We start from the raw sequence: 12,964 nt of genomic DNA on the forward strand, positions 1-12,964 counted from the left end.
CAGAGTGTCAAGCAGAGTGTCACACGCGAACAGTCCGGCTTGTGTTGCGTTTACCGACAGCGCTGTCAGGACGCGTGGCATGGAAATTGTATGGAAGGCCTACGCGGAATCGGAATTCGCGCAGTCGATCTGTCGATCGTGCAGCGCGGACGCCACCAGCCAGGCGCTTGCGCCGGTGCCGGCCGCGGCGGCCAGATCGTCGCGATTGCGGATGCCGCCCGCGCCGATCAGCGTGGTGTGCGCGGCGGCTTGCGCGCGCACGCGCTCGAACGTCGCGAGATCGGGGCCGGCGTAGCTGCCGACCTGGTCGAGCGTCATCGCGATCACGCGCGGCGGCCACCACGCCGACGAGCGGTCGAGCGCGGCCGCGGCGAGCAGTTCGCCCGCCCGCTGATCGAGCGACAGGATCGGCGCAAGGCCGGCGCGCTGAGCCGCGTGCAGTGCGTGGATATCGCGCAGCGTCTCCGAGCCGAACACAGGCACGAGAGTCGCGAGGTGGGAAGCGGCAGCAGGGCTGTCGTGTTGATCGATGGCGTCGTCGATGCGCTCGAATAGCGCGCGCATCGACGCGTAGTCCGCGAAACCCGCGTCGAGCCACAGTTCGATGCCGGGCAGCGCGGCCCGCAATGCGGCGAGCGTCGAAGCATGCGCGCCGCGCTGCAGGATGGCGCCGAGATCGGCGATATAGAGCGTGCGCGCGCCGCTGGCTTCGAGCAGCGCGCGGGCGGTGGCAAGTGGGTCGCTCGTCGCGACGAGGCGGGACTGGATCGGCCGATAGGCGCTCCGCTCGCCGCGCACCGCGCGTACGACCTGGCCGTCGAGCAGATCGAGAACAGGTATCACCTGCATAGGGGGCTTTCCTTTGACCAGAATCTTTGTCTACGAGTATCTCACCGGCGGCGGCATCGACCCCCAGCTCGCCGGCCCGGGCAGTCTCGCCGATTTGAGCGCGCTGATCGTCGAAGGACGCGTGATGCGCGACGCGCTGGTCGACGCTCTGCGTGAACTCGACGGCGTGCAGGTCACGTTCGCGACCTCGCGCTTCGAAACGCCAGGGGCGGGCGAGGCCCATTGTATGGCCGCACCCGGCGAATCGATGACGGCGTTCGTCGCGCGCGCGGCGCGTGAGCACGATTACGCGTGGGTCGTCGCGCCGGAATGCGACGGGCTGCTGCTGCGCTTTCACGATGCGGTCGGCACTGCGCGCTGGCTCGGCTGCGCGAAGGAAGCGATCCGCGTCGCGTCGAGCAAGAGCGCGACGGCGGCGTGTCTTGCCGCGCATGGCATTGCCACGACGCCGGCGCTAGAACCCGGCGACTCAGCCGCGCAGCACGACGGCCGGTGGGTGGTCAAACCGGACGACGGCGCGGGCGGCCTCGACACGATCGTGTACGAGCGCTTCGCCGATGCCTGCGCCGAGTACGAGGCGCGCGCGGCGGCGGCGCGCAATCCGGTGCTGCAGGCGTGGGTCGATGGCGAGCCGTTGAGCCTGTCGCTGATCTGCCGCGGCGACGCCACCAAGCTCCTCAGCATCAACCGTCAGCAGATCGGGCTGAGCGGCGGCGACGCGTCGGGTGATGTTGCGCGGATCGTCGAGTTCGACGGCGTGCTGGTCGATCAGATCGACCAGCACAGCGACATGGGCCGCGCGCTCGACACGCTCGCGCATCGCGTCGCGCGGGCCATCCCAGGTTTGCGCGGCTTCGTCGGCATCGATGTCGTGTGGCATCCGCAACTCGGGCCGGTCGTGATCGAAGTGAATCCGCGTTTGACGGTCGCTTATGCGGGGTTGTCGGCGGCGCGCGGCAGCGGCCTGACGCGCGCGCTGCTGGCCGCGCATGGCGTGCGCATCGAGCGCTGCGGCGCGGCGCGCGTCAATTCGCCGACGTACGAGGTGCGCCCTTGAGCCCCGCCCGTTCGAACCCGGCGGCGCGGTTCGGCTGGGACATCGGCGGCGCGCACGTGAAAGTGTCGCTCGTCGACGGCGGCGACGCCGTGCTGGACGTCGTGCAATGGCCGTGTCCGCTTTGGCAGGGGCTCGACCATCTGCACCGCACGATCGAGCTCGTCTTCGAGCGCTGGCCCCAGGCCCGCACGGACGCCGCGCAGCATGCGGTGACGATGACCGGCGAGATGGTCGACCTGTTCGCGGATCGCGCCGAAGGCGTGCGCGCGATCGTGGCCGCGCTCGCGCAGCGGCTCGGTCCATCACTGCGTTTCTACGCCGGCGACGCCGGCTGGCTCGCCGCCGCCGACTGCGCGGCCGGCTGGCGTCACGTCGCGTCGGCGAACTGGCTCGCGACCGCGAGCTGGGTCGCTACCTGCATGGCGAACGCGCTGCTGATCGACATCGGCAGCACCACCACCGACATCATTCCGATCGTCGACGGCCGCGTCGTCGCGCGTGCCGCGACCGATGCGGGCCGGCTCGCGACCGGCGAACTCGTGTATCACGGCGTCGTGCGCACGCCGTTGTGCGGCGTCGCGCAGCGGATCGAATTCGGCGGCGCCATGCTGAACGTGATGAACGAATGGTTTGCGACGAGCGCCGACGTCTACCGGCTGACCGGCGAACTGGACCCGCTGCACGACGTGCAGCCGAGCGCCGACCAGGGGCCGAAGACGCAGGCGGCGAGCCGCGCGCGGCTCGCGCGCATGATCGGGCACGACGCGCACGACGCGTCGGACGTCGAATGGCTGCACTTTGCGCGGCGCTGGCGCGCGCTGCAGGTGCGCGAAATCGGCGCGAACCTGATGCGGGTGGTCGCCGCGCAGCCGGCGCTCGCGGCCGCGCCGCTGGTGGGCGCCGGCTGCGGCCGCTTCCTCGTCGCCGCATTGGCGCGCGACGAGGCGCGCGGCTATATCGATTTCGGCGCGTTGGCGGGCGTGCCCGATGCTTGCGCGGCATGGGCGGCGACCTGCGCGCCGAGCGTGGCGGTCGCGCTGCTCGCGGCGCGCGAGCCGGGCGCCCAACGGCGCGGCGCGCGTGGTATCGCGGCGCGCGCGGCATGAGTTGAGAGGCGCGGCGCGCAATCCGGGGACGCGGCGCGCCGGCGCACGAGTAGCGCAAAGAGGGGCAGGGGACACGATATGGCGAGCGGGACAAGTTCGGTGATGAACGAGGTTGCGAAACGACGCGACCCGGCCGGGCACTCAACTGGACACGAGGGCAACAGTCATGTGGGTGGTCAAGATCGGAGGCAGCCTGAGTCACGACCCGGCACTGCGCCACTGGCTCAGTGAGCTATGCGAAGTCGGCGGCGGACGGGTCGTGATCGTGCCCGGCGGCGGCGATTTCGCGGACAAGGTCCGCCAGTACCAGGGCGAGTGGAACTTCGACGATCTGGCCGCGCACAACATGTGTCTGCTCGCGATGACGCAATATGCGCTGCTGATGCAGGGCGTTTCGCCCGAACTGGTGATCGCGTCGAGCGAGGCGAAGATTCGCCGCACCCTGCGTGACGGTCACGTCGCCGTGTGGGCGCCGACCGCGCTGATGCGCGACACGCCCGACGCGATGAGCAACTGGGACACGACCTCGGACAGCCTCGCCGCCTGGCTATCGACGATGCTCAACGCGGAGCGGCTGATCGTCGTCAAATCCTGTCCGATCGCCGCCGACGATCCGCTCGAAACGCTGGCCGCGTCGGGGGTGATCGACCGCAAGTTCGTCGACTACGTGAACGATGCGAACTATGTGGTCGAATTGCTCGACAAGAGCAACGTCGCGCTGATGCGCGACCGTTTGCTGAATATTCCGGTGATGTGAGCGGCTGCTACAACCGCGTCGCGTTGGTCGAGCCCGGCAACGGCGCCGCGCCATCGACGCGAATCTCTCCAACTGGCCGATGCAACGCGCTCGCCCATTGCGCGACGCGCTCGGGGTCGAGCCGCGAGCGGCGCCCGTCGGCGCACAGCGCGGTGCGAAAACCGGCCACGTCAGGCGCCAGCGCGCGGATCTGCGGCAGTTGCGCCCAGCCGAGCGCACCGGCGATGCCCGCCATCGCGCCGCACTGACGCGCGAGCCGCAACCAGCGCGCGAGCGAGTCGACATCGACGTGATCGAACAGCGTGCCGCCGTCCTTGCTCGCGGTATCGAACATCAGGCCGGCGAACCCGAGCGCCGCGGTGTGGCTGACCAGTTCGTCGTCCATGCCGCCGTCGCATAGCAGCACCGGCACGACGCTAGCCGGCAGATTCGCGAGCTGCTCGATGCAGCGGCGCGCGGCCGGTCCGCGCGCGACGCCGACCTTCACATAGTCGACGCCGGCATCGCTGACGTCGATCACGCGCGCGGCGATCTCGTCGAACGCGTCGGCCGGCACGTCGCCGATCGCTGCGCTGATCGGCTTGACCGGGTAGCGCGCGCGAAGTTGTTGCGCGATAGTCGTGATGGCGCCGATCGACAGGCCGCCGAGCGCGCCGTCGTCCGGCTCTTTCAGGTCGATCAGCTCGGCGCCGGCGCGGGCGGCGTCGAATGCTTCGTCAGCCGAGCGGACGCTCGCGAGCAATGCGGTCATCGGGGTTCTCCGCGGAAGGAAGGGTTTTCAGTGATGGGCCGAAGCGGCGGCCTGATGCGCCGCATCTTCGAGGCTCGCGCGATATCGCGCGATCGCGGCGACGAGCCAGCTCCATGCGGTGCGCTCGTTGTCGCCGGCGGTTTTGTCGATCGCGATCTGCAGATACGCCATTTCTCGATCGACCTTGTCGGCCGGCAGCATGAAGAGCCGGCTCACCAGAATCGCGCCTTCCACGACCGCCGACTGCGCGCGATTGAAGCCCGCGAACGGCGCGTGGTTTTCACGGTGCACGCATTTCATCACCAGCACCGGGCGCTCGGCGTCGTCACGCAGCTCGTCGAGTTCGAGCTCGGCGTGGGCCAGCGACTCGGCCAGACGTACGCTCGGCACGCGGCTCGCGGCCACGGTCGGCCAATCGGTTGCGCAGTGCGTGACGCAGCCCGCGAAGATCCGCACGTCGGTGGTGAAGTTCAGCACGGCCGCGCGCGTCGCGATCACGTTGTCGAGCGTGACCGACGGACGGAAAGGCGCAAGGATGATGCGCTCACCCTCGTGGCGCGCGCCCATTGGCGCGATATGAGGACGGCCATCGCACGCTGCCGTGGTGACGATCGTTTCGTGGATCATGGCTGGGAACGCGTGTCCCGACAGCGCCGGAAGGCCGGCCGTCAGCAGAGGTCAAACACAAACGGGAACCGCAAAGGGGCCGCGGCGTGCGGCCCGGTTGCGGGCTTAACGCGTAGCGACATACATCACGATTTCAAAACCGAGGCGTACGTCCGTGTAGCTCGGAGTCGTCCATTGCATACGTGCTTTCTCCTTCGGTTGAAACAGCGGGTGGAACAGCGTTGCGCCGCCGGCCCGGCGTGATGCCCGGTGTCGACGGCAGCCGGCATCATGCAAGCTCCGTGCCCATGCGCGTTCCGGCCGGCCAGGCGTGCGTGCATTCGACGGCCAATACAGCACCCGGCGAATTGCGCCACGCCGTGGCGCTCGCGCGGGTTGCCAGACGCAAAGAGCCGCGCGGTGTGGCGAAAACGAAGCAAAGTGTGCCATCGCGATTCGCTAATCCGATTGCGCTGTCACGCCGCGCCCGCCTCGCTCACCAACACATTCTGCTCCGATTCGCGTCGCACGGCTCGAAAAAGAACCTCACGATGTGATAGCGATAACCGATCCGTTAAGTCTGCCAAATAAAATCGTGAATTCACCTTGGGCGTGTCCGTGCCTACAGTGCAACTCAAGCGCTTCGTTCTTCCGGCAGTGCGCTTGCCACCTTCGAGGACACGTCATGAACGATTTCAGTCAACCGCCGATCCAGCCCGAACCTCAAGCGCGCGATCCGCACAATCCGCGCGAACGGTACGCGGCGGGCGTGATGAAATACCGCGAGATGGGGTACTGGCAACCGGACTACGAACCGAAAGACACCGACGTGATCGCGCTGTTTCGCATCACGCCGCAACCCGGTGTCGAACCCGAGGAAGCGGCGGCCGCGGTGGCCGGCGAATCGTCGACCGCGACGTGGACGGTGGTGTGGACCGACCGCCTGACCGCCTGCGACATGTATCGCGCGAAGGCGTATCGCGTCGAGCCGGTGCCGGTGTCTCGCGCCGACGAGCCGCAGTACTTCGCGTATATCGCTTATGAACTCGATCTGTTCGAAGAGGGCTCGGTCGCGAACCTGACCGCGTCGATCATCGGCAACGTGTTCGGCTTCAAGCCGCTGAAGGCATTGCGGCTCGAAGACATGCGCATTCCCGTCGCGTATCTGAAGACGTTTCAGGGGCCGCCGACCGGCATCGTCGTCGAGCGCGAACGGCTCGACAAGTATGGTCGGCCGCTGCTCGGCGCCACGGTCAAGCCGAAGCTCGGTCTGTCGGGCAAAAACTATGGACGGGTGGTCTACGAAGGCCTGCGCGGCGGCCTCGATTTTCTGAAGGACGACGAGAACATCAACTCGCAGGCGTTCATGCACTGGCGCGACCGCTTCCTGTTCGCGATGGAGGCGGTGAACCGCGCCCAGGCGGAGACTGGCGAGCTCAAAGGGCACTACTTGAACGTGACGGCCGGCACGATGGAGGACATGTACGAGCGCGCCGAATTCGCGAAGGAGCTCGGCTCGTGCATCGTGATGATCGACCTCGTGATCGGCTGGACCGCGATCCAGTCGATGTCGCGCTGGGCCCGCAGGCACGACATGATCCTGCATCTGCATCGCGCGGGGCATGGCACCTACACGCGGCAACGCAACCACGGCATCTCGTTTCGCGTGATCGCCAAATGGCTGCGCATGGCGGGCGTCGATCACGCGCATGCGGGCACCGCGGTCGGCAAGCTCGAAGGCGATCCGCTGTCGGTGCAGGGCTACTACAACGTGTGCCGCGACGCGCACAACGCGGTCGATCTGTCGCGCGGCATTTTCTTCGACCAGCCGTGGGCCGGCTTGCGCAAGGTGATGCCGGTCGCCTCGGGCGGGATTCACGCGGGGCAGATGCATCAGCTGCTCGATCTGTTCGGCGACGACGCGATCCTGCAGTTCGGCGGCGGCACGATCGGCCATCCGGCCGGCATCCAGGCCGGCGCGACCGCGAACCGCGTCGCACTCGAAGCGATGGTGAAGGCGCGCAACGAGGGCCGCGACATTCTGCGCGAAGGGCCCGACGTGCTCGAAGCCGCCGCGCGCCGGTGCACGCCGCTCAAGCAGGCGCTCGATACGTGGCGCGACGTGAGCTTCAACTACGCATCGACCGATACGCCCGATTTCGCCGCCACGCCGACGGCGGCCTAGCCACGCCGAGCTTTTCCCGCGAGCGCCTCACGAGCGCATCCGCAACGCGGTGCAACGGCACCGCGCCGGGGCACCGTTGACGCCGTTCCGAACGCGACATCCATCCACGAGGTTCGTCATGCGTATTACTCAAGGAACGTTTTCTTTTCTGCCCGAGCTGACCGACGAGGAAATCGGCCTGCAGATTGACTACGCGCTGCGCCAGGGCTGGGCCTGTTCGGTCGAATTCACCGACGACCCGCATCCGCGCAACACCTACTGGGAAATGTGGGGTCTGCCGATGTTCGACCTGCACGACGCGGCCGGCGTGTTGCAGGAGGTCAGGGCTTGCCGCGAGGCGCGGCCGCAGCACTACATCAAGGTCAACGCGTTCGACTCGGTGCGCACCTTCGAGACGATGCGCCTGTCGTTCATCGTCAACCGGCCGGACGTGGAGCCGGGCTTCCGGCTGTTGCGGCAGGACGCGCAGGGGCGCACGCAGCGCTACAGCATGACGGGCTACGCGGGCGATCGGCCAGCGGGCGAGCGTTACGGCGCGGCGGGCTGACGCCGCTGATCGCGCAACAACGCACACGACGACCCGCAGCGAGGAGGAACCATGACAGACGCCGCCAGCGTGGACGCACTGCCCGCGTCCACCGCGCACAGCGACGCCGCCGCGCCCCACATCGACCTCGCGGCGCTGTACCGCGACTCCGGGATCGGCGACGTGCTCGGCGAACTCGATCGCGATCTGGTCGGGCTCGCGCCCGTGAAGACGCGCATTCGCGAGGTCGCCGCGCATCTGCTGGTCGAGCGCGCGCGGGCTTCGCTGGGTCTCGCGGGCGGCGCGCCGACCTTGCATATGTGCTTCTCCGGCAACCCCGGCACCGGCAAGACGACGGTTGCGCTGCGCATGGCGGAAGTGTTGCACCGGCTCGGCTACATTCGCCGCAATCATCTGGTGTCGGTCACACGCGACGATCTGGTCGGCCAGTACATCGGCCATACCGCGCCGAAAACGCGCGACGTGCTCAAGCGCGCGATGGGCGGCGTGCTGTTCATCGACGAAGCGTATTACCTGTATCGCCCGGAGAACGAGCGCGACTACGGGCAGGAAGCGATCGAAATCCTGTTGCAGACGATGGAGAACCAGCGTAGCGACCTGGTCGTGATTCTGGCCGGCTACGCGTCGCGAATGGAAGTGTTCTTCGAGAGCAATCCGGGTTTCCGCTCGCGCATCGCGCATCACATTACGTTTCCCGATTACGAGGAAACGGAATTGCTCGAAATCGCCGAACGGATGCTCGGCACCATGCATTACCGCTTCGATGCCGCGTCGCGCCGCGCGTTCGCCGACTATCTGGCGCGCCGCATCCGCCAGCCGAATTTCGCCAACGCGCGCTCGGTGCGCAACGCGCTCGACCGCGCGCGGCTGCGCCAGGCGAACCGCCTGTTCGCGAGCGCCTTGCAAGGCGGCGAGCCGGTCGACGCCGCCACGCTGACGCTGATCGATGCGGCCGACGTGCGCGCGAGCCGCGTGTTCGACGCGCCGCCGCAGTCCTCGCATTCGCCTTCCACCGCGCGCGCCGTCACGGCGCCGCCGGGCTGAATCACGACACCATCGACGGAGAACGCCATGCAGGACGGACGCACGACACTTTCGAAGTTCCTGATCGACACGCTCGATCGCCCGCCGTGTACGGACGACACGCGCGACACTGCAGGACTCTCCGCGCTGCTCATCGACGTAGCGGCGGCCATCAAGTCGATCTCGGCGATGCTGACCAAGGGCGCGCTAGGCGGCAACTACGGTTCCGCGCAAACGCTCAACACGCACGGCGAGCAACAGAAGAAGCTCGACGTCTCGAGCAACGAGATCTTCGTGCAGCAATGCGAGTGGGACGGCTTGCTGGCCGCGATGGTGTCCGAGGAAATGGAGCACGTCTACGCGATTCCGCCGGACTATCCGCGCGGCGAGTATCTGCTCGCGTTCGATCCGCTCGACGGCTCGTCGAATATCGACATCAACGGCGTGGTCGGCTCGATCTTTTCGGTGCTGCGCACGCGCGACCCGGCAGAGAATGCAACCAGCGAAGCCGCGTTCCTGCGGCCGGGCTGCGAACAGGTCGCGGCCGGCTATGCCGTGTATGGACCGTCGACCATGCTGGTGCTGTCGGTCGGCAATGGCACGCATGGCTTCACACTGGAGCGCGACATCGGCAACTTCGTGCTCACGCATTCGAACATCCGGATTCCGGAGGAAACCGGCGAGTTCGCGATCAACGCATCGAACGAGCGCTTCTGGGAGCCGCCCGTGCGCCGCTACGTGCAGGAGTGCAAGGACGGCCGCAGCGGTTGCCGCGCGCGCGACTTCAACATGCGCTGGATCGCGTCGATGGTCGCGGAAGTGCATCGCATCCTGATGCGCGGCGGCGTGTTCATGTATCCGCGCGACTCGAAAACGCCGGCAATGGAAGGACGCCTGCGCCTGCTCTACGAAGCGAACCCGATGAGCTTCCTCGTCGAGCAGGCGGGCGGTCTCTCGATCACCGGCCGGGAACGCATTCTCGACGTCGCGCCGCGCGCGCTGCATGGCCGCGTGCCGGTGATTCTCGGCTCGAAGAACGAGGTCGAGCGCATTGCGCGCTATCACGGCGAATACGATCGCGGCGAGGACAAGCCGTTCACGTCGCCGCTGTTCGGCACGCGCTCGTTGTTCCTGCCGGATTTCACGGCGTGATCAGCGACTGACGGCGCGCTCAGCGCACAGAACACAGTCATCCGGAGACAAACGCATGTCAGTCAAACATCCGATCATCGCGGTGACCGGCTCGAGCGGCGCCGGCACCACCACCGTCATGAAGAGTTTCACGCATATCTTCAGACGCGAGCACATCAATGCGCAGATCGTCGAAGGCGACGCGTTCCATCGCTTCGACCGCAACGGCATGCGCGCGGCGATGCAGGAGCGCGAACGCGACGGTGTGCCGAACTTCAGCCACTTCGGGCCGGAAGCGAATCTGCTCGAAGAACTCGAAACGCTGTTCACGCGCTACGGCGAAAACGGCAGCGGGCAGTTTCGCCACTACGTGCACGACGCGGGCGAAGCGCAACTGTACAAGCAGGACGGCGGCACCTTCACGCTGTGGGAGGAGGTCGCGCCCAATACCGACCTGATGTTCTACGAAGGGCTGCATGGCGCGGCGGTGACCGAGAAGGTCGATATCGCGCGGCATGCGGATCTGCTGATCGGCGTCGTGCCGATCATCAACCTCGAATGGATCCAGAAGCTGCACCGCGATCAGACGATGCGCGGCTACACGCACGAAGCGGTGGTCGACACGATCCTGCGGCGCATGCCCGACTACGTGAACTACATCTGCCCGCAGTTCTCGCGCACGCATGTGAACTTCCAGCGCGTGCCGACCGTGGACACGTCGAATCCGTTTACCGCCCGCGAGATTCCGCAACCGGACGAGAGCTTCGTCGTGATCCGCTTCGCGCGGCCGAAGGGTATCGATTTCCAGTATCTGCTGACGATGCTGCACGACTCGTTCATGTCGCGCCCGAACGTGATCGTCGTGCCGGGCGGCAAGATGGGACTCGCGATGCAGCTGATCTTCACGCCGATGATCCTGCAACTGATCGACCGACGCTCGCGCGCCTGAGCGGTACCGGACGGATACCGAGGTTCATTTCGCAAGGAGAGATTCGATGAGTGCAGTCGCGCAACCGCTTGACGCACCCGCCACGCGCTCGATGGCCGACGCGCTGCGCATGCTCGCGGTCGATGCGGTGGTACGTGTTGCGCGATTCGAAGCGCGGCGCGTCGCCGACCGCGCGCGTTGAGCCCGCCGTTCGCCAAGATTTCATTTCATATCGAGGAGCACGCAATGGCCTTCATCACCCTGCGGCAACTGCTGGATCACGCGGCCGAACACGACTACGGCGTGCCCGCGTTCAACGTCAACAACATGGAGCAGATTCACGCGATCATGCGCGCGGCCGAGGCCACCGCTAGCCCGGTGATCCTGCAGGCGTCGGCCGGTGCGCGCAAGTACGCCGGCGAGCCGTATCTGCGCCATCTGGTGCTCGCCGCGCTCGAAGCGCACCCGGACCTTCCGCTCGTGCTGCATCAGGATCACGGCGCGAGCCCCGCGGTGTGTCAGCAGGCGATCCGCTCGGGCTTCACGTCGGTGATGATGGACGGCTCGCTGCTGCCCGATCAGAAAACCCCCGCCGCGTACGACTACAACGTCGAGGTGAGCCGGCGCGTGGTGGACGCCGCGCATGCGGTCGGCGTGTCGGTGGAAGGCGAACTCGGCTGTCTCGGTTCGCTCGAAACCGGCACGGCAGGCGAAGAAGACGGCGTCGGCGCACAAGGCAAGCTCACACGCGAGCACCTGCTGACCGATCCGGACGAAGCGCGGCGCTTTGTCGACGCGACCGGCGTCGATGCGCTCGCGATCGCGATCGGCACGTCGCACGGCGCGTACAAGTTCAGCCGCGAGCCGACCGGCGACATCCTCGCGATCGACCGGATCGCCGATATCCATGCGCGCATTCCGAACACGCATCTGGTGATGCACGGTTCGTCGTCGGTGCCGCAGGAATGGCTCGCGGTGATCCGCGAATATGGCGGCGAGATTCCGACTACCTACGGCGTGCCCGTCGACGAAATCCGCCGAGGTATCGCGAACGGCGTACGCAAGGTCAACATCGACACCGATATCCGTCTCGCGATGAGCGGCGCGATGCGCAAGTCGCTCGCCAATGCGCGCGCGGAGTTCGATCCGCGCGCGGCATTGAAGGCCGCCACCGCCGCGGCGAGCGCGATCTGCGTCGAGCGATTCGAGGCGTTCGGTTGCGCGGGTCAGGCGGCGCGCATCAAGCCGCTGCCGCTCGACACGATGGCGAGCCGCTACCACTAACGCCACTGCCACGGAGAATGCAATGCGCGAATTCCTGATTGCGCCGTCGCTGCTGTCGGCGGATTTCGCCCGGCTCGCCGACGAGATTCGCGACGTGACGGCGGCCGGCGCGGACTGGATTCATCTGGACGTGATGGACAACCACTACGTGCCGAACCTGACGGTCGGCCCACTCGTGTGCTCGGCGATCCGGCCGTACACGACGCTGCCGTTCGACGTGCATCTGATGACCACGCCCGTCGATCCGCTGGTGTCGGCGTTTGCCGAGGCCGGCGCGAACCTGATCAGTTTTCATCCGGAGGCGACGCTGCACGTGCGTCGGACCATCGAACTGATCCGCTCGCACGGTGCGCGCGCGGGGCTGGCGCTGAATCCGGCGACGCCGCTCGCGGCGCTCGATCACGTGCTGGAGATGCTCGACGTCGTGCTGGTGATGTCGGTGAATCCGGGCTTCGGCGGCCAAGCATTCATCGCCGAAACGCTCGACAAGCTGCGGCTGCTGCGCGAGCGCGTCGACACGACGATGCAGCGCACCGGGCGGCCCTTGCTGATCGAAGTGGACGGCGGCGTGAAGGCGTCGAACATCGCGCGTGTCGCCACGGCGGGCGCGGACGTGTTCGTTGCCGGGTCGGCCGTGTTCGGTGCGGGCGATCGCGCGCAGGCGATCCGCGGCATGCGCGGCGAACTGGCTACTGTCGACGAACCCGCGGGGGTGGCCGCCATGCAGTGATGGCGCTGCT

At 67.1% G+C, this 12,964-nt stretch carries 15 protein-coding genes; 11 read left to right on the top strand and 4 right to left on the bottom strand.

What is annotated here, in order from left to right:
* Positions 1-99: 99 nt before the first annotated feature.
* The gene (locus OKW40_RS33490; RefSeq protein ID WP_429493442.1) at positions 100-849 is read right to left on the bottom strand and encodes a HisA/HisF-related TIM barrel protein; all 750 of its coding nucleotides are present in this window, start codon (positions 847-849) and stop codon (positions 100-102) included.
* Between the two features lie 13 nt (positions 850-862).
* Between OKW40_RS33490 and OKW40_RS33495 the strand changes: the two genes are divergently transcribed.
* The 3 genes from OKW40_RS33495 to OKW40_RS33505 all read left to right on the top strand — a co-directional run bounded on the left by OKW40_RS33495 (position 863) and on the right by OKW40_RS33505 (position 3,769).
* Complete coding sequence (locus OKW40_RS33495) at positions 863-1,906, top strand: ATP-grasp domain-containing protein (RefSeq protein WP_429493443.1); 1,044 nt, start codon at positions 863-865, stop codon at positions 1,904-1,906.
* Positions 1,903-3,012, top strand: a complete 1,110-nt coding sequence (locus OKW40_RS33500) for a hydantoinase/oxoprolinase family protein (RefSeq protein ID WP_429493444.1) — start codon at positions 1,903-1,905, stop codon at positions 3,010-3,012. Before OKW40_RS33495 ends, OKW40_RS33500 begins: the two co-directional genes overlap by 4 nt.
* Positions 3,013-3,178: 166 nt before the next feature.
* Positions 3,179-3,769 carry an aspartate kinase gene (locus OKW40_RS33505; protein ID WP_429493445.1) on the top strand — a complete coding sequence of 197 codons (591 nt, stop codon included), beginning with the start codon at positions 3,179-3,181 and terminating at the stop codon, positions 3,767-3,769.
* 7 nt (positions 3,770-3,776) lie between these two features.
* On the opposite strand, the gene OKW40_RS33510 is transcribed toward OKW40_RS33505, so the two are convergent.
* From OKW40_RS33510 to pqqA, 3 genes are all read right to left on the bottom strand, one after another.
* Positions 3,777-4,520: a (5-formylfuran-3-yl)methyl phosphate synthase gene (locus OKW40_RS33510; RefSeq protein WP_429493446.1), complete on the bottom strand. Its 744-nt coding sequence runs from the start codon at positions 4,518-4,520 to the stop codon at positions 3,777-3,779.
* Between the two features lie 27 nt (positions 4,521-4,547).
* Positions 4,548-5,147: a DUF447 domain-containing protein gene (locus OKW40_RS33515; RefSeq protein WP_429493447.1), complete on the bottom strand. Its 600-nt coding sequence runs from the start codon at positions 5,145-5,147 to the stop codon at positions 4,548-4,550.
* 105 nt (positions 5,148-5,252) lie between these two features.
* Positions 5,253-5,576 (bottom strand): pyrroloquinoline quinone precursor peptide PqqA, encoded by a 324-nt coding sequence (pqqA, locus tag OKW40_RS33520; protein ID WP_311734754.1) that lies wholly within the window; start codon positions 5,574-5,576, stop codon positions 5,253-5,255.
* A gap of 235 nt (positions 5,577-5,811) precedes the next feature.
* On the opposite strand from pqqA, the gene OKW40_RS33525 reads away from it, so the two are divergent.
* The 8 genes from OKW40_RS33525 to rpe all read left to right on the top strand — a co-directional run bounded on the left by OKW40_RS33525 (position 5,812) and on the right by rpe (position 12,954).
* Positions 5,812-7,311: a form I ribulose bisphosphate carboxylase large subunit gene (locus OKW40_RS33525; RefSeq protein WP_429493448.1), complete on the top strand. Its 1,500-nt coding sequence runs from the start codon at positions 5,812-5,814 to the stop codon at positions 7,309-7,311.
* Between the two features lie 118 nt (positions 7,312-7,429).
* The gene (locus OKW40_RS33530; protein ID WP_027195078.1) at positions 7,430-7,858 is read left to right on the top strand and encodes a ribulose bisphosphate carboxylase small subunit; all 429 of its coding nucleotides are present in this window, start codon (positions 7,430-7,432) and stop codon (positions 7,856-7,858) included.
* Between the two features lie 51 nt (positions 7,859-7,909).
* Positions 7,910-8,902 carry a CbbX protein gene (gene cbbX, locus OKW40_RS33535; RefSeq protein ID WP_429493449.1) on the top strand — a complete coding sequence of 331 codons (993 nt, stop codon included), beginning with the start codon at positions 7,910-7,912 and terminating at the stop codon, positions 8,900-8,902.
* A 27-nt stretch (positions 8,903-8,929) separates the two neighbouring features.
* On the top strand, positions 8,930-10,033 hold the full coding sequence (locus tag OKW40_RS33540) for a class 1 fructose-bisphosphatase (RefSeq protein ID WP_429493450.1): 1,104 nt from the start codon (positions 8,930-8,932) through the stop codon (positions 10,031-10,033).
* 55 nt (positions 10,034-10,088) lie between these two features.
* On the top strand, positions 10,089-10,961 hold the full coding sequence (locus tag OKW40_RS33545; protein ID WP_429493451.1) for a phosphoribulokinase: 873 nt from the start codon (positions 10,089-10,091) through the stop codon (positions 10,959-10,961).
* A gap of 46 nt (positions 10,962-11,007) precedes the next feature.
* A complete protein-coding gene (locus tag OKW40_RS33550) occupies positions 11,008-11,142 on the top strand; it encodes a hypothetical protein (RefSeq protein ID WP_429494018.1) in 135 nt (44 codons plus the stop codon).
* A 44-nt stretch (positions 11,143-11,186) separates the two neighbouring features.
* Positions 11,187-12,224, top strand: coding sequence for a class II fructose-bisphosphate aldolase (gene fba, locus OKW40_RS33555; RefSeq protein ID WP_429493452.1), 1,038 nt, complete (start codon positions 11,187-11,189; stop codon positions 12,222-12,224).
* A gap of 22 nt (positions 12,225-12,246) precedes the next feature.
* A complete protein-coding gene (gene rpe, locus OKW40_RS33560) occupies positions 12,247-12,954 on the top strand; it encodes a ribulose-phosphate 3-epimerase (RefSeq protein ID WP_429493453.1) in 708 nt (235 codons plus the stop codon).
* Positions 12,955-12,964: the final 10 nt, after the last annotated feature.

The organism is Paraburkholderia sp. RAU6.4a (assembly GCF_050435625.1).
GTDB classification, from domain to species: domain Bacteria; phylum Pseudomonadota; class Gammaproteobacteria; order Burkholderiales; family Burkholderiaceae; genus Paraburkholderia; species Paraburkholderia tuberum.